We start from the raw sequence: 18,651 nt of genomic DNA, 5'->3' as shown, positions 1-18,651 counted from the left end.
CCCACCATTGTCCACGCCCCGCTGGAATGCCGATGCGCGACACCCTGACGAGCCTGCGTTACCGCTACTGGCCGGATCATCTGCTTGGTGAAATCCTGTCCAAGCGATGGACCGAGACAGCCATCCCGGTCATCCTTCTCCTGATCGTCGGCTTCGCGTTCAGCCGGTCCATCGACAACTTCCTGTCGCCGGCGAGCCTCGCCGACACCGCGCGCCAGGCCGGAGAGATCGGCTTTATCGCGCTTGGGCTTGCGCTGGTCGTCATCGTCGGCGGCATCGATCTTTCCGTCGGCTCGATCTTCGCATTGACCGATTTCTGCGCGCTCTATCTGCTCGACGTGCTGGGCTGGCCGGTTCCGGCGGTGGTGGTCGCGACGCTGCTCTGCGGCGCGACGCTCGGCGCCGTCAACGGCATCCTGGTCGGGTATCTGCGGCTACGCGCTTTCATCACCACGCTCATCACGCTGATCATCTATCGCTCGGCCTACGATCTTCTGATCCAGCGCTACTCCAACGCGATCGCCTCGGCCTTCCCCGACATCCCGTCCTGGGATTTCATCGGCGCCGGTTCTGTCTTCGGTATTCCGACCGTCGCACTGGCCTATATCGTCATCGCGATCTTCGGCCACATCTTCATGACGCGGCTGCGGCCGGGCTGGCACATCACCGCGATCGGCGGCTCACGCCGTTCGGCGTATAATTCAGGCATTCCGGTTCGCCGGACGATCGCGCTCTGCTACGTCGCAAGCGGTGTGCTGACCAGCATTGGCGCGCTGTTCTTCGCCTCCCGGCTCGGCACGGTCGGCGGTGACATCGGCGTCGGCCTGGAGGTGATCGTGCTAACCGCGACCGTGCTCGGCGGCATCACGCTCGGTGGCGGCAAGGGCTCCGTCGCCAAATCTGCGGTCGGGGTGCTGATCGTGCTCCTGATCACCAACGGTCTCACAACCATGAACGCGCGCGGCGGCGTCAACCGTATGGCGCTCGCCGGCATCCTGCTCGTCGCCGCGATGGTCGACATCCGCTGGCAGAAGAACCGGACCCGCATCATCAGCAAGGTCTATGTCGCGCCGACTTATCACGAACTGCCACCGCCGCCACCGACCGAAATCGGGCAAGGCGGGCCCTTCGAGCAGAACGACAAGCTGCGTGACGTCGAGGCGATCGGCCTCGGCCGCATCGAGGCGCCGGAAGACGTTATCCTCGATCGCCACGACAATCTCTATGCCGGCTCACGCCACGGCGACATCATGCGCTTCCTCGCGCCCGACTATCAGACAATGGAGGTGTTCGCCCATATCGGCGGCCAACCGCTCGGCATGGCCTTCGACCGCGAGGACAATCTCTATGTCTGTATCGGCGGCATGGGGCTCTATCGCATCAAGCCTGACGGCTCCGTGGAAAAGGCGACCGACGAGACCAACCGCAGCATGCGCTCGGTCAACGACGATAGCCGCCTGCGGCTCGCCGACGACCTCGACATCACCGACGACGGCTTGATCTTCTTCTCCGAAGCAACGGTACGTTACGAGATGGACGAGTGGCCGATCGACGGCCTGGAAGCGCGCGGCAACGGCCGCATCATCTCCTACGACACCAAGACCGGCACGACACGCACCGAGCTGCGCGGCCTCAAATTCCCCAACGGCATCTGCGTTGCCAGCGACGGCCAGTCGATCCTGTTCGCCGAGACGTTCGGCTGCTCGATCAAGCGCTACTGGTTCGCGGGCCCCAAGAAGGGCGCGGTCGAGATGGTGATGGACAATCTGCCGGGCTACCCCGACAACATCAACCTCGCCTCCGACGGCAATTACTGGCTGGCGCTGGTCGGCATGCGCAGCCCCTCGCTCGACCTCGCCTGGAAGATGCCGGGCTTCCGCCGTCGCATGGCCAAGCGCGTGCCGGTCGACGAATGGCTGTTCCCCAACATCAACACCGGCTGCGTGGTCAAGTTCAACGAGCAGGGCAAGATCGTCGAATCGTTCTGGGACCTGCACGGCGAGAACCATCCGATGATCACCTCGATGCGCGAGCATCGCGGCTATCTCTATCTGGGCGGCATCCTCAACAACAGGATCGGTCGCTACAAGCTCGAAAACGCCGATCCGAACTTCGTCCAGTATGACAAGCGGTGGGGAAAGCAGTCGTGATCGCTGCCGTCAGAGACTTCGCCAACCGTTTTCTAGGGCGCGGCGAGGCCACCATCACAGTGCCGTCCTTAGACGGCGCATTGAAGCCGAACCAGAGGCTGGAATCGGCCGAGACCTTGCTGACATGCGAGGCGCCGGAAGATCTCGCCACCGACGGAAGCAACCTCTTCATCGCCGACGGCCAGCGGCTGATGTGCCTGAACGGCGGCACGGCATCGGAGGTGCGCAGTTTCGAGCAGCCGATATCGGCGCTCTGTGCACTTCCTGGCGGCGGCCTTGCCGTCGCACTCGAGGGACGCGAGGTGCGTGTGTACGCAAGCCCCTCGGCCGAGCAACCGAGCGTGACGTTCACCGATGCCGCATTCAACGCCGTCAATGCGCTGGCGCTCGCGGACGACGACACGCTCATTGCAACGGACGGCTCGACGACATGCGGCATCGACGATTGGGCACGTGACCTCCTGGAGCTCAATCGGACCGGCCGCGTGTTCAAGCTCGATCCCGGCAGCAAGGCCGTGACACGATTGGCGCAGGGGTTCGGCTATGCCTTCGGCGCCTGCGCTCACGGCAACGCCATGCTGGTCAGCGAGAGCTGGCGCCATCGCCTCGTTCTCGTCTCGCCAGGCGCATCGCCAAAGGTCGTGCTCGCTCACCTCCCCGTCTATCCGTCGCGGCTGTCGAAGGCCTCGGGCGGCGGCTATTGGCTCACCGCCTTCACCGCACGGACCCAGCTCGTCGAGTTCGTGTTGCGCGAGCCCAGTTACCGGCGCCGCATGATGGCCGAGATCGATCCGGCCTATTGGGTTGCGCCGCGCCTGCGCTCCGGACGTTCATTCAAGGAGCCGATGCAAGGCGCGCACATCAAAACCATGGGCGTGATCAAGCCATGGGCGCCGCCGCGCTCCTATGGCCTCGTCATCCGTCTCGATGCGGACGGCCAGCCGCTCTACTCGCTGCATAGCAGGGTCGACGGCATCCACCACGGCATCGTCGCGGCCATCGAGATGGGCGACGATCTCGTCCTGATCGCCAAGGGGCCCGGCCGGGTCCTGCGACTGCCCCTTGCTGGCCTTGCCGAGGAGTTTCGCCCATGAGCGACATCGCACTCTCGCTGCGCAAGGCGACAAAACTCTACGCCGGCGTGCCGGCCATCGACGGGGTCGACTTCGAGCTCCGCCGCGGCGAGATCCACGCGCTGGTCGGCGAGAATGGCGCGGGCAAGTCAACCCTGACCAAGGTGATGGCGGGCGTGGTGATGCTGACCTCGGGGACCATGACGATCGACGGCGCCGATGTCGCACCGAAGACGCCGCTGGAGGCGCGCAATCTCGGCATCGCCATGGTGTTCCAGGAGAACAGCCTGGTGCCGACCATGACGGTCGCGCAGAATCTGTTTCTTGGGCAGGAGAAATTTTACAACCGCCTGCGCGGCATCTACATCGCCGCGCAGCAATTCCTGCAATCGCTCAATTTCGACGTCACGCCGACCGCGACCGTCGGCGGTCTTGGCGCGGCCAAGAAGCAGATGGTCGAGATCGCGCGAGCGGTCCTGCACCGCGCCAAGGTCATCATCTTCGACGAGCCGACCGCATCCCTGACGCCGGAGGAGAAGAAATACTTCTTCGACCTGGTCCGCGATCTCAAGAAGCGCGGCGTCTCGATCGTCTTCATCTCGCACGCCCTGGAAGAAGCGCTGCTGCTCGCCGACCGCATCACGGTGCTGCGCGACGGCAAGCATGTCGTGACCGACGATGTCGCCAAGTTCGACCGCGCGGCGATCGTGCAGGCCATGGTCGGACGCGACCTCTCCAACACGCTCTATGGCGCGCGGAAAAGCAGCGTGCGGCCGGCGGGCGCGCGCGTGCTCACGGTGCAGAATTTGAAGATGGCGCCGATGGTGAAGAACAACTCTCTATCGGTATTTGCGGGCCAGATCACCGGCGTGTTCGGCCTCGTCGGCGCGGGCCGCACTGAGACCTTCAAGATCGTCGCGGGCGTACTCAAGCGCGACTTCTTCCACGGCGGCGAGATCCTGCTGCACGACCAGCCGGTGCGCTACCGGGTGCCGGCACCGGCGGTCAAGGCCGGCATCGCCTATGTCACCGAGGACCGCAAGGTCGAGGGTTTCTTCGAGACGTCCTCGATCGCGCGCAACATCTATCTCGGCCTGCTGTCGAAGTTTCCGCGAGGCCGCATGATGCTGTCGCGGCGGGAAAACGATGCGGTCGGTAAGACCTGGATCGAGAAGCTCAGGGTTCGCGCCATCGGCGACGACGGCAAGGTGGTCGAGCTGTCCGGCGGCAATCAGCAGAAGGTCGTGATCGCAAAATCGCTGGTGCAGGAGCCCGACTTGATCATCTTCGACGAGCCCACCCGCGGCGTCGACGTCGGCGCCATCGTCGAGATCCACGAGCTAATCAACCGGCTCGCCGACGAGGGCAAGGCGGTCGTGGTGATCTCATCCTATTTGCCCGAGATCATGGCGCTGTCCGACCGGATCCTGGTCTCGCGCCAGGGCAAGGTGGTGGAGGAATTCTCCGCGCTGGAAGCGACGGAGGAGAAGATCATGTACGCGGCCATTCACTAGAGACGCGGCTTCTACAGCTTGTGCCCCTTCTGGCGCAGCGCCTCGATCAGGCGCTGCTTCAACTCGTCGGCGGCCTTCTGGCTGACGTCCTGGCCGATCTGCGCATTCGCCTGCGCCAGCGCATCGGATTGCGCCAGCAGCTTTTGTCCGGCCGGCTGGGCGTAGAACGCCTCGATCTGGTGCAGCTCGTCCAGGGTGAAGCTTGCGGCATAGACGGCGGCGATCCGGTCGACCATCGAGGCGAGGAACGGGGCGTAGATCTCCGCGCCCGGCGCCGTCATCGCGTCATAGTCCCGCTCGATCTCCGGCCTGTCCTGCGCCACCACCGGCCGCAGCTTGAGCAGGAGCTGCGGCAGCAGCGCGCGATACTGATCTCCTATCTTCAGCGTGACCACGAGCTTACGCGCCGCATTCATCGCCTCGGGCGACGGCGTGTCGGCCCATGCGCCGCCGGCGAGGAGCAGGAGAATGCCGGCGATCGTCAACCAACGTCTGGACATGGATCTCTCCACTCAGCGGCTCGCATTGGGGGCCGGTGCGATCTCGACGGCCGTCTCGGGCTCCTCAACGTCGGTCACTTTCACGAACAGGTTCGGCACCCGCTCGGCGCGATCGAGCAGCCAGGCGGCGCCGACCATGATGACGATGCCGAGGAGCGAGACCGCGAGCTGCTCCCAGACGCCCTTGGTGTATTGCGTCAGGATCCAGTGTGCGGAGAACGACAGGAAGACGCCGAGGCAGAAAATCGGCAGCGAATGCTGGCCGCAGAGAATGACGGGACGCAGCCACGCCGTGTGCAGCGCCTTCCATTTGCGCGAGACGAAATGCGTCACCCAGAGCGCCAGCGCCAGGAAATGCGTGAAGCGCAGCATGTCGAGATCGGTCTTGTCGATCGGGTAGATCGCCTTGATCATCCATTTCGGGATCATGGCCTCGAGCGCGTGGACGTGCCACGTCATCACGATCAGGAGGGCGAAGACGAGCCACGCCGCGGCCAGTGCCATCGCGGTCCTCGACCACACCCATTCGCCGATCTTGTCGATCTGGCCGATGCCGCACCAGGCGGCGAACACGAACATCAGCTGCCAGCAGAACGGATTGAAATACCAGGTCGTGCCGGGCGGATAGGAGGCGACGTTCCAGTCGAGCCAGCGCGACAACACATAGAGCAACACGGACGCCGCAAGCGTCAGGCTCGGCCGGCGCACCAGGCACCAGACGATGAAGGGCGCGGCGAACACCAGCGTGATGTAGAGCGGCAGCACGTCGAGATTGACCGGCTTGTATTTCAAGAGGATCGCCTGCCCGATCAGCTCGTCCGGATGCGCCAGGAAATTGAAGACGTTGAACTCGTGCTCGTACATCGGATTGTCGAAGCGGCGGGCGGTGCGGGCGATCTGCGCCGTGAACAGCAGGAACAGCATGATGTGGGCGACATACATTTCCGCCGCGCGCCGCCACAGCCGCTTCAGCGCGGCGAGGAACCAGCCGCCGGCGACGATCGGCCCGTAGATCCAGCCGACAAGATAGCCGGAGATGAAGACGAAGAACTCGGCGGCGTCGCTGAAGCCGTAATTGCGCAAGGTCAGCCAGGCCACGACGTCGTGCGGGATGTGATCGAGGAAGATCATCCACAGGCCGATGCCGCGGAAGAGGTCGAGCCGCAAGTCGCGCTCGACCGGCGCCAACAGTGCTGACTGGTCGCGAATGATCATGGCCCCCGCCTCGTCCGGTGGGCGTCGCGCCGTCGCGGCGCCGATGAATTCGGATGCTAAAATAGATCAATCAAATCGTCACCTGACCCGGTGACCAGAACCCCGACGGTAGCCGACCTTGGCGTCCGCGCAAGGGCCTCTGTCATCACTCCCGCGGGCCACCTGCCACAAAGCTTGCGAAAACAACCCCATGCACAGTAGCTAAGTCCTTGGATTGCCTACGAAACTTATCTGACCCGTCCGGCAAAACCCGCCTGCGTCGCGCGCCCCGGAATCAGGTCAGCCGATCGTCCTCGGCGAGCATGCCGTTCAGCATCGCCTCGGCCTTCAGCAGCAGCGGCATGGCGCCGCTTTGGGAGGCGATCGCGATCGCGGCGCGCAACGCTGCCAGGATGATGGTCCGGTTCTCCGCGCTCGACGGCGGCGTCACCACGGCCTCGCCGAGCAGGGCCTCGGCCTCGAGGCCGGAGAAGCCCTGCTGGCGCGCGGTGTTGCGCGCCTCGCGCAGCATGTTCTGGGCCGCCTGGACATCGCCGAGCCGGTTGGTCGCCAGCGCGAGGTAGATCGAGGAGCGCAGCACCGCCGAGGTATAGCCGACGCTGCGCGCCTCTTCGCGCGCCTCGGCCAGCATGCCGCGCGCCCGGTCGAACAGCCCCTGCTCCAGATAGGCGATGCCGAGATGGCAGGCGAGCACCGGCACGAACAGCCGGATGCCGTGTTTTTGCGCCAGCACAAAACCGCCTTCGAGAATGGACGCGGCCGCTGCCGGATCGCCCCGGCCAAGCATCAGCCAGCCGCCGCTATAGGCGGCGGCAACGCGGTCATAGGGGCGGCTGGTTTCCTCCGCGATCGCGTCGGCGTGTCGCTGAAGCCGTTCCGCGGCATCAATCTCGTCCATGACGGTGTGGTTGATGCTGCCCATCATGCAGCAAAGCAGCAACGCGTATTTCGCTGTCGTCCCGAAGGGCGCACTCGCCTCCGGCCCCATCAATTGGGCGCGGGCTCGTGCGAACAAACCGTCCGCCTCGCGATAGCGGCCGGCGAGGAAGTAAACCTGACCGAGACCGTATTGCGCGGCGTTGAGCCAGCCGGAGCTGTCCGAACGCTCTGCGAGGCTCACGACTTCCTCGTTGAGCCTGATCGCTTCGGCCGGCGTGCCATAGAAATTCTGCGCCGCCGCCATGACCGTCATGGCCGCCACCTTCCGCCCGATGTCGTTGATTGCATCGGCGCGACGCTCGGCTTCCTTGCCGAGGTTCAGCCATTCGGAAACATGGCCGGACCCGATGAACGCCGCGCGCGCTTCGATGCGGATGTCCACGGCCTTGGCTTCCCGCGCGGGATTTTCCGGGGTCATGTCCAGCGATCGCATCGCGGTCTCGAAATAGTCCGCGGCGTCGGTAAACGCGGACCGCGCCAGACATTTCTGCGCGGAGGCCAGGCCGTAGTGGAAAGCTTTGTCCCAATCCTTGGCCCGCGTGGCGTGATAGCAGAGCTTGTCGGAATCCTCAGCCCCGCTGCCTTCCAGTGCAGCCAGAATGCGGGCGTGGATGTCCTCGCGCACCTTGTCGACCATCGAATCGTAGGTGACCTGGCGAACCATCTCGTGGCGGAACTCCAGCGAATCCTCCAATTCGCTGTCGATCCGAACCAGCAGCTCGGTGCGATCTAGCGAGACGAGGCAGCCGCGCAGGGCATCTTCGGGCAGGATCGCAATCTTCCGCAGCGTGGCCTCGCTCGACCGCGCCCCCAGCGCCGCCGCGACCTGCAAGACGGACCGTTCCTGCTTCGACACGCGGTCGAGGCGTGCCGCGATCACGCCCTGAATGCTGGTGGGAATACCGAGCTCGTCGATCGGGCGCACCAGAGCGAGGTCGCCCCACTCGCCGCGCAAGGTGCCGCTGTCCTTCAGACCGCGGCAGACCTCCTCGATGAACAGGGGCACGTTGGCCGTATGGGAGATGATCCGGCTCTTCAGATCGGCGTTGGTCTCGGACGATCCGAGCATGTCGGACAGCATCTCCAGCCCCGAATCGTCGTCGAGCGGCCGCATCGCGACGATCTCGGCATGGCAGCGCGCGATCCAGACCGGCATGCCGTTCGGGCGGGAGGTGAGCAGCACCAGGAGATCGGGCACCGCCAGCGAGGCAATGGCGGCGACGACGACGTCGCTGGCCCGGTCGATCCAGTGCAGATCCTCCAAAAGCAGGATCGTCGGCTGGCGACCGGCCAGGCTCTGGATGACGGCGCAGCTCGCATCGGAGATCACGCGTCCGCGGGCGTGAGGCTCGAGCTCGTCCCATTGCGGGTTCGCGATCGCTACATCGAGCACCGCGTCGAGGGCACTCTGCTGGATCGCAGGCAAGTCCTTCAGGGGATCGCCGGGATTGCCGGGGTCCCTTGCGGCTGCGTCGATGGCCGACAGCAGGATTCGCTTGAGCGTGCTGAATGGAGCTCCCTGGAGATTCGGGCTGCACTCGGCGTCGATCAGCCGCCAGCCCTCTCCCCTGAGCTTCTGGGCGAACTCGTGCGCCAGCCGGGATTTGCCGATGCCGGCATCGCCGAGCAGCAGGACTGTCTGCCGGCTGGCCCTGGCCTGCCCGGCCGCGCGGTCCAGCAGGGCCCGCTCCGTGGTACGATCGACAAATCGGGAGGCGCTGCGGGCGCGCCGGACCCGCCAGCTCGAGAGATCGCTGGCACTGACGATCCGGTAGACCGGCACGGGCTGGCTGAAGCCGCGCAGCGATTTGCCGCCGAGAGATTCGAACCGGACATGCCCGTCGGCGAGATTCTGGCAGGCTTCCGAAACGTAGATCTGGTTCGCCTCTGCCTCCTGCTCCAGCCGCGCGGCCAGATGCTGAGCGGCGCCGCCGATCTCGTAGACCTTGGAGAATTCGCTGGCGACCATGTAGGCAACGACGTGGCCGGAGTGCAGGCCGACCCGAACCTGAAGGGCGGGATCACCGAGGCTGGCGACGCGCCGGACCAGCTCGATCGCGGCATGGCACGCCAGCGGCGCATGGTTGTCGTCCGCGATCGGGGCACCGAACACCGCGGCAAGCCCGTCGCCCAGCTCCTTGCTGACGATGCCGCCGAACTGCCGGATCGCGCCGCGCATGGCGGCCAGCGCCGGCTCCAGGCGCGAGACCGCCGCCTCCGGATCCAATTCAGCAACAAGACCCGTGGAGTCGATGACGTCAGCACGAAGAATCGTGACGAACCGCCGTTCGCTGTCGGGATCCGACCGCCGGACGGCCGCGCCGCATTTGGGGCACCGGCTCCCGCCTGGGTCGATCGGCGACCGACATGCAGCGCAATGCATTCCCGTGCTCTCAAGTGATTCCAAAGGCACTGTCGATCGGGCCCCCGCGCGCGGATCGCGCCAAGATCGCTTATCGAACCTTGCTTAGCAACGCCTACTAGCAGGGCAGACGATCCATCCCCGGCGGAGTGCTGCCAAAGCGGTTGGTGATCTGGACGATTCACAGTCTCTGGTGGTAGCCTCGCGAATGTCGCGCGGAAAAAAGAGGCTGCGAATCGTGGGCTGCCAGGCTCTCGTCGCAGCCGGCAAGTTTCGCAGAGCGGCATATTCCCGGGGAAGCCAAGGGACTCATTGAGGGGCAAACATATGGGTATGCGAGTTTATACGGGCCGGCCATTTAAGGACCTGATGAATGCGAATTACTTTCCTTTGGAGAACATGAAGAAGAGCGTCAAAAAGCTCAAAGCGTCAGAAAACATTCACCTGCCGACCCTGGAATACGGCCAGTATCATTTGATCCTGGTCCCAAAGAGCAAATGGCCGCAAGGAAGCGCAAAGCACTGGCACAAGGAGAAGGGCCGCGCCCGCGTCGATCTCGCCAACCAGCCGAACACCACGCCGGTGTCCAAGGACGAGCCCAACGTCGTTCCGCTGACCCGCGTCGCGCTGCTCGATGCCTGCGTCCGCAAATGCTTCAATTCGGAGCCGCCGATTCCGATGAAGACCAACATCATCACGCACGAGGCGTCCGACCGCAACGCCGACCGGCACGAGATCAGGCTGGAGTGGGAGTACGAGGACAGCAGCAAGACGCCCACGCTGCTCAACCTGACGATGGTCTGTCCGCACAAGCCGGCGAAGGCCTGACCACCGGTCGGCGCCAACAGGTCGACAAGAAGGAAGGTCTGTTGTCGCCGCCCCCTCGCCCAGCTGCGAATCCCCTGCTCGATGGCCCGATCCTGCGCACGCTGCTCTCGCTCGCCTGGCCGAACGCGTTCGCGTTTTCGGCCGGCACCTTGGTTGCGATCGCGGAAACCTCCTACATTGGGAAACTCGGGATCGAAGCGCTGGCGGCAATGGCGCTGGTGTTTCCCTGCGTGATGCTGACCATGAGCATGTCCGGCGCGGCGATGGGCGGCGGCGTCTCGTCGGCCATTGCCCGCGCGCTCGGCGCCGGTGACCGCGACCGGGCAGAGAGCCTCGCCACGCACGCGCTCCTGATTGCGGTCTTCTTCGGCCTAGTTTTCATGCTTGGCATGCTGATCGGTGGCCGGCAACTGCTGGAGTTGCTCGGCGGCAGGGGTGACGTGCTGGCGCAGGCAGTCGCCTACAGCCAGGTGTACTTCGGCGGAGCCGTGCTCACTTGGCTGGTCAATATTCTGGCCGGCGTCCTACGCGGCACCGGCAACATGAAATTGCCATCGCTGATGATCGTCAATTCCGCGATCTTGCAGATCATCCTTGGCGGAACGCTGGGTCTTGGTCTCGGCCCGGTGCCGCAGTTCGGAATGCCGGGTGTTGCGACGGGATCGTTGATCGCTTATTCGGTCAATATCGCCGTGATGAGCTGGTATCTGTTCTCCGGCCGGGGCCGCATCGTTCCCCGGCTGCATGGGCTTCGCGTGGAGTGGGCGTTGTTTGCCGACATCCTCAAAGTCGGCGTGGTCGCCTGCTTCTCTCCGCTGCAAAATACACTGACGAACCTCATCTTCACGCATATGCTGGCGGTGTTCGGCACCACGGTCCTCGCGGCTTATGGTATCGGCGCACGCCTCGAATACGTGCTGGCGACCATCGCCTTCTCCGTCGCCGTTGGCGCGGTGCCCATGATCGGCCTGGCGATCGGGGCCGGGCGCATCGCGCGCGCCCGTCGTGTCGCCTGGACGACGGGCCTCGTGGCTCTCATCGCGATCGGCGCGCTCGCAAGCGCGATCGCGGCCGTCCCCGGTCCTTGGGTCAGCCTGTTCACGGATGATGCCGGAGCACGCGACGCGAGCCGCCAATATCTGACGATGGTGGCGCCGTTCTACGCCTTCAGCGGACTTGCCTCGGCCATGTATTTTTCCTCGCAGGGCGCCGGCAATGTGGTGGGGCCGGTGCTGGCACAGACGGCACGGCTCATCACCATCGTCGCCGGCGGCTGGTGGCTCGCGGCGCAGTCGGCAGCAGCCACGAGCTTCTTCGCGCTGAACGCAACGTCAATGATCGCGCTCGGCATTCTCTCCGGCGTCGCCGTTGCGCTCACGCGCTGGGGACCACGCAAGAAACCGGTGGTGTCCAGCGCAACCTAGGAAATCTCTTTTGGTTGCGTTCATTGACGACATTCGTTCCGAACGATGCGCTCGATACGTCGGGTCAAGCAGACCGGGAAGCAACGACGGCTGGAATCTACGAAGACCAGCGCGAAAAGGGCCCTGATGCACGGCAACTACGATCCTCTCGAGAACATGAAGAAGAACGGTGCTAGCCTCAAGGTCACGAACCAGATCGACATCGAGACGATTCTGGACAATTCACTCTCAGGTGGTATCGTTCCAACGCCGTGCGAAGCTGAGCTTCAAATCGTTGGCCGCCGGACACTCGTTCCCGTCGGCAAGTTTCGCGGGGCTAAACTAAAGACATATTGAGGGAAAAGGCGATGGGCTCAAGACCTTACACCACGGCTTCATTCAGAAACCTGATGAACAGCAATTACTACCCTCTGGCGAACATGAAAAAGAGTGTGGCCAAGCTCAAGGCATCGGCCCACATCGATCTGCCGACTCTGGAATACGGCCAGTACCACCTGATTCTGACGCCGGCCTCGAAGTGGCCGCAGGGCAGCGCGAAGTACTGGCACAAGGAGAAGGGGCGGGTGCGCGTCGATCTCGCGGCCCAGCCGAACACCACCCCGCTATCCAGGGACGAGCCCGATGTCGTTCCGCTGACCCGATGCGCGTTGCTCGATGCCTGCGTCCGGAAATGCTTCAATTCGGAGCCGCCGATTCCGATGAAGACCAACATCATCACGCACGAGGCGACCGACCCGGGCGCGAACACGCATGAGATCCGGCTGGAATGGGAGTACGAGGGAGACAGCAAGACGCCCACGCTGCTCCACCTGACGATGGTCTGTCCGTACAAGCCGGCGCACGATGCTCGAACTGACGATACTCGGTCTGTAGAAGCCGGCGAAAGGCTGAGCTTGGGCTAGATCGCAACTGCATCATCTGATCTGAACGGCGCGGGCCGGCACTTTGCCGGCTCGCGCTTTTTGTTGCGTAGGTTGGAAGCACAGCAAACCAGCCCTGCGGCGGTGTGTCTCCGTCCCTCCTCCCGTCATGGGCCTGTCGCATGAAGATGGTCCGCTCCGTCTCATTGCGTGCGAGTCGCCATGCGACCGGGGGCTCATGAGGAGGTGCGGCCGATGCCGGTTGGATTGCTCGAGGTCGAAGGCACGATTGAGGTCAGCCAGTTCTGGCCGGAGGGGCGGTCGGACGCCGACACCACCAAGGTCGTCGTGAACGTCGCCCCCGATGCCATCCGTTTCCTCAAGAACGATTCTTCGCCGTTCCAGCCGACCCACGTCTTCGACAATGCCAAGGTCAAGGGCAGGACCGCGACGGCGCCGATCAAGAACGGCAAGCTCACCATCCGCCTGCAGGGCATCGACGCGCCCGAGCTGCACTACCAGCCGTCGCCGCTCTCGCCCGCCGAGAAGAAGGGCCTGACCGACGCCAAGCGGAAGGCCTATCACGAGGTCACGCACCCCTACCGGCAGCTCCTCGGCGCGACCTCAAGCAAGGCGCTGCATGATTTCCTCAGCAACACCGGCGAGGCGACGCTCGCCTGCCGGGTGTTTACCCATGTCGATGCGCCGAACGAAGTGTTCGACACCTATGGAAGGCTGGTCGGCGACATCGAGGTGACGGTCGCGAACAAGGCGGTCGATATCAACCACTGGCTGGTCGAGCAGGGCTTTGCCTATCCGACGTTCTACTCCTCGATGAACGACGACGAGATCAGGGCCTTCCTCGCGCTCACCAAGATCGCGCGCACCAAGAAGCTGCCGGTCTGGAAGGCCCTCGCCAAGACCATTCCCGCCTTCGACTTCGACCTGCGCGAGCCGAAAAAGAACGAGACCGACGTGCTCGCGACGGATAAGGGCCCCGTGATCCTGCCAAAGCTCTACCGCCGCCAGACCAACTGGGCGGCGCGCAAGAAGGCGACGGTCACGAGCCAGAACTTCCAGAAATTTCTGGCCGAAGGATCCGGCGGCAAGCCGGACACCTGCTACGCAATCGACGACTTCCTGGCGAACGGGGTGCACTCGGCGACGCCGCGCAATTTTGCCGACTTCGTCGAGGGTGGGACGAAGATCAAGTTTCAGCCGGATGGGTTGGTGTTCGGCGAAGCGCCGTCGACGCTGGTTGGGGCGGACGGGAAGGTGATTGCGGGGTTTTGAGGGGGCTCGACTGCGTCCCAATCCCTCCGCAAATTTTTCTACGTCGCTATTGGCACACTAACGCCGTAGTTGTACTATGATTAGACTTCTATTTGAGAAGGGCTTCAGACGCCAGACGCACGCATCTCTCGAATCCCGAGAGATCGTCGAAGGGATTGGACGCTTTCACCGGATTCCGAACAATGGGAAAGCCGCCATGCTCGACCACGGACCATTCGATCATGAGATTGTCGGAGTTACCGAAATTCTCGACCGTCATGCCATGGGCATCCTGCAATGGACGCGTCTGTAGGCCGGTTGCGGCCGACGTCGACACGCGATGAGCATAGTCCGAGGCATCATTCGTGTAACCGAACACGCGCTTGCCGAGGCCGACCATCAGACCGAGTTCGAAGACAGTTCCAGCATCGGCACTCGGTCCTCGAAAGGGAGTCAGATTGAAGATGCCCAGATCAGCGTTCCGCATCATCGCTTCGTTCGCACGGTAGATGAGACGATCGACGCGCTGCCCACTCTCGCTCGTCGTAATTTCATTATCGAAAGGAAATAGACCCTCTAACCCGTATCTGGAGCATAGCAGCTTCTTTTGCCGGCCAATCTCGATGGCGTCGGGTAAGAAGACATCTGGACCGGCTAGATAGACTTTCGGCATGGAGAATCGATTCATCGAGTTGATTGACTGCAACGACGATACGCTTGGTTGCCTCGTCAAGAAACACAAAATTGAACACAGCACGAATCGGCCACCGCGCATCGCATCACCGAAATGGAGACCGGAATGACTGACGAAGCCGTAGCAGCGCAAGAGCGTAGCCGCCTGGTCGATCACTTCAAACGCGCTTATCAGATTATCGTCGGCGTTTCGATCACGGTCGCCTGCAGCAATCTGTTTCCTGGAAAATTCATCAGCTTTCCGCTGGACACCTCGTTCTGGCTGTTCGGCCGCCTTCTTCGTGACGGCTGTCCCGATCTTTCACGGCGGAGATCGCTCGCTCGACATCAAATACCTGCATCGCCGACCGGCGGGATTTTGGGGACACGCCGCCTACGTGTGGGACATCTACATGTTGCTCATTACGGCGATCTTTTTCGTCAAAATAGCTCAGTCGGTGCCCATTCCGCACGACGTTAAGCCGCCGAATCCGACCGCTCAAACATCCCCGGACAATTTCTATCTGTGGATGGGATCAATGCTTGTGTTCGATGTCTGCGTGCTGATTTTCGATGGAATCAAGAGTCACTCTCTGGGACTGGGCGGCGCCAAGCTGAGCGCGTATGTGACGTGGACCGTGATAAACTTGGGGCTAGGCCTCATCTGCCTCGGCGCTGCCCTGTGTCCTCTCGCCACCGGCCTGTCCGAGGGAGCGCTCGCGGCTGCAGTGTTCGCCTTTGCGCTGATACGCACCACGGTGGACTACATTCAGGGCCGGGAATTCCTGTTTCCTTGATCCTGCGGGACAGCAGGACGCGCTGTTGGCACCAGTTAGCAGTCGCACCAGACAAAAATGGCCCGCGCGAAGCGGGCCATTTTCTCATCGGAAGCTGTGACGTCCGAACCTGGCCTTCAGCGACGTCGGACCGCCAAAGCACCTTGCGCGTCAGCGAAGGCCGCCGGTGACGTGAAGGGTCTCGCCCGTGACGTAGGACGCGTCGTCCGAAGCGAAGAAGGCCACCGCGGCGGCGATCTCCTCAACCTTGCCGATGCGGCCAAGCGGCGTGGTGGATTCGATCCAGTTGCGCATGTCGCCCTCGTGCAGGCCGGCGGAGACCACGCCTTCGGTGGCGATCATGCCCGGATTGACGGCGTTGACGCGGATCTTGCGCGGCGCAAGTTCCTTGGCCAGCACGGACGAGATCGCATCCACCGAGGCCTTGGTCGCCGTGTAAACGGCCGTATTCGCCGGCGCAATCGTCGACACGCCTGAACTGATGTTGATGATACTTCCGCCATTGGGGTTGAAATGCCTGGCCGCTTCAGCCGAGACCAGCAGCAGGCCAAGCACATTGAGATCGAATTGCCGGTGGAAATGCTCAGGCGTGATGGCCTCGAGCGGGGCGAATTCGTAAATGCCCGCGTTGTTGACGAGGATGTCGATCGCACCGAACGCCTTCACCGTCTCCGCGACCACGCTTTTCACGGCGTTGGCGTCGGCCAGGTTGCCCTGGACGGCGACGGCTTTACCACCCTTGGCGGCGATGGCGGCAACCACGCGGTCGGCGCCCTGCTTGCTGGCGCTGTAATTGACAGCGACCGCGGCCCCCTCCGCCGCGAGCCGGGCGGCGATTTCGGCACCGATGCCTTTGGATGCGCCGGTCACGAGCGCAACTTTTCCTTCAAGTCTCTTGGTCATCGCAGTTCTCCTCGATCCGGCCGTCAGCCGACATTCAATAGTTCAATACTAGTGAACTATTGAATGAGTTCAAGGGAGGCGCTATATTTTAGGCATGGCGCAGTTCGTTCACCCATCGCGGGACGAGATTACCTTGGCCGGGGTGCTTGGAGCCCTCGCGGATCCGATGCGGCTGCGCATCGTCAAAAGCCTTGCGGCGCAAAACGATTGCATGTCGTGCACCGAGGCGGCGCCTTGCCCTGACATGGCGAAGTCGACGCTGTCGCACCATTTCCGGATCCTGCGGGAGGCTGGCCTGATCCGGACCTCGAAGCAAGGCGTCCAGCACCGCAACGTTTTGCGCGAAGAGGACATCAATGCGCGGTTTCCCAAACTGCTCAAAATGATCTTGAGCTTTCCGGACTGAGGACATTCGCTCACGTCAGCAGATTTGCGGGAGAGCGTCGCTGACGTTTCCACGCGGCTCGATTGCGGTGGCAGATTACGGCGCACCTAATCCGGCACGAGAGTTAAGTGCACTGTCACCGAAATTTGACGCGTATTGAGTGCACTGTCACCGTAACACGGTAACTCCGAGCACGCCAGTTTCCCTAGCGCAGCCTACGATCATCGCAAATAGGCTACTGCGGATTGTCTAGCGGGACCATTTTGGGCGTCAACCACCAGAGCAGGAACAGCAATGCGGCGCCGTGAGAGAGCAGCGCCGTTGATAGTGGCACGTTTATGATTTGCTGAACCACAATGCCGGAAGAGAGAAGAACGAACCGCGCCGGCAGATGCGACGCCATCGCGCTCCCGAATGCGAGGATAGCGCCGGATGCTAGTACGGTGAGGGGCGCCCATTCCGTGCCGACCGATGCAATCCCTTCGGTTGATAGGAGAGAGGCATTGAAGTTTCCGAGTTCGTACGCCCTTGCAAGCTCGACGCCGAGCTGCGGATCGTAGGGGCAGCCGATGAGAGACCGGACAAAGCCGATCTGACAAAAATGCGTCGGAGCGTGGCTGTAGAAGAAGGCGTTGTAGACCTCCATTGAGATCGAGGTGACGCCGAACATCCGGAAATTGATCAGCCCGAAGACGCGATAAACTCCGTGGTGCAGGCCCGATTCGACCGCTAGGCTTGCCAGACCGACAACGAGCGGCAGAAGGACTGAAAGTATGACCGCGTTCTCTGGCTTTGAAAATCGCTGAAGTGCTAGCAAAAACAGCAACCAGAACGGCGCGAAGGCTGCAAATTTGGAAAGGGTTGCCGGATAGAACGCCGCCATCAGGACGAGTGCTGCGATTGATGGTAAAGCCCGGCGGCGCTCTACAAAGCAAGCGAATGCGAACGGCAGAAGGGTCGATTGCACAATCCCGTTTGCGTACCTGAGCGGCATTGGGAAATCGATGCTATCGCGGAACTGATAGATATCCGCCAAGCCAACTAGATGAAAGTTATAACGTAGCGCGGCCCCAACCGTGACGGCTCCAATCACAAGGAGCGCATAGGGAAGAAGCTCTGTGAACGACGGGCGAAGCTGAAAGCGAGCCAAGCGCAGACGGCTCGATGTCACCAACACAACAAGAAGAGCGGCGCCGGACAAGAAGGCGGAAACAAGTGCTGCCTGGTGGTCGTATGGTAGCCTTGAGAATGGGTTAATCCATAGATACCCGACGACGATGCAAAGGAAATAGATCGAACACACGTAGCCGAACGAGAACGGTGCACGTCGCAGGATATAAGTGGCAAAGACTGCGAAAGACGGCGCTGCGATGAAAGCCAGCAAGCTGGCCTTAGGCGAGACCTCAATACCCGGAATAGGTTGGTGGAAATATCCGAATGTGGCGCCTACGCAGTAAAGGGATATGCATGTCGCAACGGCGGTCGCGACGAGGAGGATCGCCCGCATTAGTTATCATCATTGGGCGGAAGTATCGATCCAAAAAGACCCTTAACAGCAGAAGAAGGGCGCCCCCCACAATGAGAATTCCAACAATCGTCCAAAGCGCGGTGTGCATAGAGAGATTTTACACCCACGGCCGCAAATAGCGCAATAGATAGCAACGATAGGGTAACAGCCGAAAACTTCGGGTTACGGTGCGGTTACAGTGACAGTGCATTTAATCCGGTAAAAAAATATTAAGTGCACTGAAGATCAT

At 62.5% G+C, this 18,651-nt stretch carries 17 protein-coding genes; 11 read left to right on the top strand and 6 right to left on the bottom strand.

Going from position 1 to position 18,651, the window contains the following annotated elements; all coding sequences use genetic code 11:
- Positions 1-26: 26 nt before the first annotated feature.
- Genes FXB38_RS05505 through FXB38_RS05495 form a run of 3 tightly spaced genes read left to right on the top strand, consistent with a single transcriptional unit; the run spans position 27 to position 4,737 of the window.
- Positions 27-2,150 (top strand): ABC transporter permease, encoded by a 2,124-nt coding sequence (locus tag FXB38_RS05505; protein ID WP_148749758.1) that lies wholly within the window; start codon positions 27-29, stop codon positions 2,148-2,150.
- A complete protein-coding gene (locus tag FXB38_RS05500) occupies positions 2,147-3,244 on the top strand; it encodes an SMP-30/gluconolactonase/LRE family protein (RefSeq protein WP_187434680.1) in 1,098 nt (365 codons plus the stop codon). The genes FXB38_RS05505 and FXB38_RS05500 overlap by 4 nt, the downstream gene beginning before the upstream one ends.
- Positions 3,241-4,737, top strand: coding sequence for a sugar ABC transporter ATP-binding protein (locus FXB38_RS05495; protein ID WP_148749756.1), 1,497 nt, complete (start codon positions 3,241-3,243; stop codon positions 4,735-4,737). Before FXB38_RS05500 ends, FXB38_RS05495 begins: the two co-directional genes overlap by 4 nt.
- A gap of 11 nt (positions 4,738-4,748) precedes the next feature.
- On the opposite strand, the gene FXB38_RS05490 is transcribed toward FXB38_RS05495, so the two are convergent.
- The 3 genes from FXB38_RS05490 to FXB38_RS05480 form a co-directional block, all read right to left on the bottom strand.
- Positions 4,749-5,237, bottom strand: a complete 489-nt coding sequence (locus FXB38_RS05490; protein ID WP_148749755.1) for a DUF2059 domain-containing protein — start codon at positions 5,235-5,237, stop codon at positions 4,749-4,751.
- A gap of 12 nt (positions 5,238-5,249) precedes the next feature.
- Positions 5,250-6,452 (bottom strand): OpgC domain-containing protein, encoded by a 1,203-nt coding sequence (locus tag FXB38_RS05485; RefSeq protein ID WP_148749754.1) that lies wholly within the window; start codon positions 6,450-6,452, stop codon positions 5,250-5,252.
- A 274-nt stretch (positions 6,453-6,726) separates the two neighbouring features.
- Positions 6,727-9,774, bottom strand: a complete 3,048-nt coding sequence (locus FXB38_RS05480) for an ATP-binding protein (protein WP_148749753.1) — start codon at positions 9,772-9,774, stop codon at positions 6,727-6,729.
- Positions 9,775-10,080: 306 nt separating this feature from the next.
- Between FXB38_RS05480 and FXB38_RS05475 the strand changes: the two genes are divergently transcribed.
- From FXB38_RS05475 to FXB38_RS05455, 5 genes are all read left to right on the top strand, one after another.
- Complete coding sequence (locus FXB38_RS05475) at positions 10,081-10,581, top strand: hypothetical protein (protein ID WP_148749752.1); 501 nt, start codon at positions 10,081-10,083, stop codon at positions 10,579-10,581.
- 38 nt (positions 10,582-10,619) lie between these two features.
- Complete coding sequence (locus FXB38_RS05470; protein ID WP_430640159.1) at positions 10,620-12,005, top strand: MATE family efflux transporter; 1,386 nt, start codon at positions 10,620-10,622, stop codon at positions 12,003-12,005.
- Positions 12,006-12,131: 126 nt separating this feature from the next.
- On the top strand, positions 12,132-12,341 hold the full coding sequence (locus FXB38_RS05465; protein WP_148749751.1) for a hypothetical protein: 210 nt from the start codon (positions 12,132-12,134) through the stop codon (positions 12,339-12,341).
- 11 nt (positions 12,342-12,352) lie between these two features.
- Positions 12,353-12,907 (top strand): hypothetical protein, encoded by a 555-nt coding sequence (locus FXB38_RS05460; protein ID WP_246229689.1) that lies wholly within the window; start codon positions 12,353-12,355, stop codon positions 12,905-12,907.
- 213 nt (positions 12,908-13,120) lie between these two features.
- Entirely contained in the window at positions 13,121-14,158 is a 1,038-nt protein-coding gene (locus FXB38_RS05455; protein ID WP_148749750.1) for a thermonuclease family protein, read from the top strand.
- Positions 14,159-14,246: 88 nt separating this feature from the next.
- On the opposite strand, the gene FXB38_RS05450 is transcribed toward FXB38_RS05455, so the two are convergent.
- The gene (locus FXB38_RS05450) at positions 14,247-14,810 is read right to left on the bottom strand and encodes a nucleoside 2-deoxyribosyltransferase (RefSeq protein ID WP_148749749.1); all 564 of its coding nucleotides are present in this window, start codon (positions 14,808-14,810) and stop codon (positions 14,247-14,249) included.
- 126 nt (positions 14,811-14,936) lie between these two features.
- Between FXB38_RS05450 and FXB38_RS05445 the strand changes: the two genes are divergently transcribed.
- Positions 14,937-15,290, top strand: a complete 354-nt coding sequence (locus FXB38_RS05445; RefSeq protein WP_148749748.1) for a hypothetical protein — start codon at positions 14,937-14,939, stop codon at positions 15,288-15,290.
- On the top strand, positions 15,223-15,606 hold the full coding sequence (locus FXB38_RS05440) for a hypothetical protein (protein ID WP_187434679.1): 384 nt from the start codon (positions 15,223-15,225) through the stop codon (positions 15,604-15,606). Before FXB38_RS05445 ends, FXB38_RS05440 begins: the two co-directional genes overlap by 68 nt.
- Before the next feature lie 150 nt (positions 15,607-15,756).
- Here FXB38_RS05440 and FXB38_RS05435 read toward each other — a convergent pair whose 3' ends face one another.
- On the bottom strand, positions 15,757-16,509 hold the full coding sequence (locus FXB38_RS05435; RefSeq protein ID WP_148749746.1) for an SDR family NAD(P)-dependent oxidoreductase: 753 nt from the start codon (positions 16,507-16,509) through the stop codon (positions 15,757-15,759).
- Between the two features lie 94 nt (positions 16,510-16,603).
- Between FXB38_RS05435 and FXB38_RS05430 the strand changes: the two genes are divergently transcribed.
- Positions 16,604-16,915: an ArsR/SmtB family transcription factor gene (locus tag FXB38_RS05430; RefSeq protein WP_148749745.1), complete on the top strand. Its 312-nt coding sequence runs from the start codon at positions 16,604-16,606 to the stop codon at positions 16,913-16,915.
- A gap of 214 nt (positions 16,916-17,129) precedes the next feature.
- On the opposite strand, the gene FXB38_RS05425 is transcribed toward FXB38_RS05430, so the two are convergent.
- Positions 17,130-18,401 carry a hypothetical protein gene (locus FXB38_RS05425; protein WP_148749744.1) on the bottom strand — a complete coding sequence of 424 codons (1,272 nt, stop codon included), beginning with the start codon at positions 18,399-18,401 and terminating at the stop codon, positions 17,130-17,132.
- Positions 18,402-18,651: the final 250 nt, after the last annotated feature.

The organism is Bradyrhizobium cytisi (assembly GCF_008123515.1).
Taxonomy (GTDB): domain Bacteria; phylum Pseudomonadota; class Alphaproteobacteria; order Rhizobiales; family Xanthobacteraceae; genus Bradyrhizobium; species Bradyrhizobium cytisi.
This window is presented reverse-complemented; position numbering and strand designations above follow the sequence as displayed.

What these genes read in the sequence shown, in the direction of transcription:
- FXB38_RS05450 (WP_148749749.1), bottom strand. Translation starts at nt 14,810, where the DNA reads ATGCCGAAAGTCTATCTAGCCGGTCCAGATGTCTTCTTACCCGACGCC.
- FXB38_RS05475 (WP_148749752.1), top strand. Translation starts at nt 10,081, where the DNA reads ATGGGTATGCGAGTTTATACGGGCCGGCCATTTAAGGACCTGATGAAT.
- FXB38_RS05440 (WP_187434679.1), top strand. Translation starts at nt 15,223, where the DNA reads ATGTTGCTCATTACGGCGATCTTTTTCGTCAAAATAGCTCAGTCGGTG.
- FXB38_RS05465 (WP_148749751.1), top strand. Translation starts at nt 12,132, where the DNA reads ATGCACGGCAACTACGATCCTCTCGAGAACATGAAGAAGAACGGTGCT.
- FXB38_RS05455 (WP_148749750.1), top strand. Translation starts at nt 13,121, where the DNA reads ATGCCGGTTGGATTGCTCGAGGTCGAAGGCACGATTGAGGTCAGCCAG.
- FXB38_RS05485 (WP_148749754.1), bottom strand. Translation starts at nt 6,452, where the DNA reads ATGATCATTCGCGACCAGTCAGCACTGTTGGCGCCGGTCGAGCGCGAC.
- FXB38_RS05480 (WP_148749753.1), bottom strand. Translation starts at nt 9,774, where the DNA reads ATGCATTGCGCTGCATGTCGGTCGCCGATCGACCCAGGCGGGAGCCGG.
- FXB38_RS05425 (WP_148749744.1), bottom strand. Translation starts at nt 18,401, where the DNA reads ATGCGGGCGATCCTCCTCGTCGCGACCGCCGTTGCGACATGCATATCC.
- FXB38_RS05460 (WP_246229689.1), top strand. Translation starts at nt 12,353, where the DNA reads ATGGGCTCAAGACCTTACACCACGGCTTCATTCAGAAACCTGATGAAC.
- FXB38_RS05490 (WP_148749755.1), bottom strand. Translation starts at nt 5,237, where the DNA reads ATGTCCAGACGTTGGTTGACGATCGCCGGCATTCTCCTGCTCCTCGCC.
- FXB38_RS05495 (WP_148749756.1), top strand. Translation starts at nt 3,241, where the DNA reads ATGAGCGACATCGCACTCTCGCTGCGCAAGGCGACAAAACTCTACGCC.
- FXB38_RS05505 (WP_148749758.1), top strand. Translation starts at nt 27, where the DNA reads ATGCCGATGCGCGACACCCTGACGAGCCTGCGTTACCGCTACTGGCCG.
- FXB38_RS05430 (WP_148749745.1), top strand. Translation starts at nt 16,604, where the DNA reads ATGGCGCAGTTCGTTCACCCATCGCGGGACGAGATTACCTTGGCCGGG.
- FXB38_RS05435 (WP_148749746.1), bottom strand. Translation starts at nt 16,509, where the DNA reads ATGACCAAGAGACTTGAAGGAAAAGTTGCGCTCGTGACCGGCGCATCC.
- FXB38_RS05445 (WP_148749748.1), top strand. Translation starts at nt 14,937, where the DNA reads ATGACTGACGAAGCCGTAGCAGCGCAAGAGCGTAGCCGCCTGGTCGAT.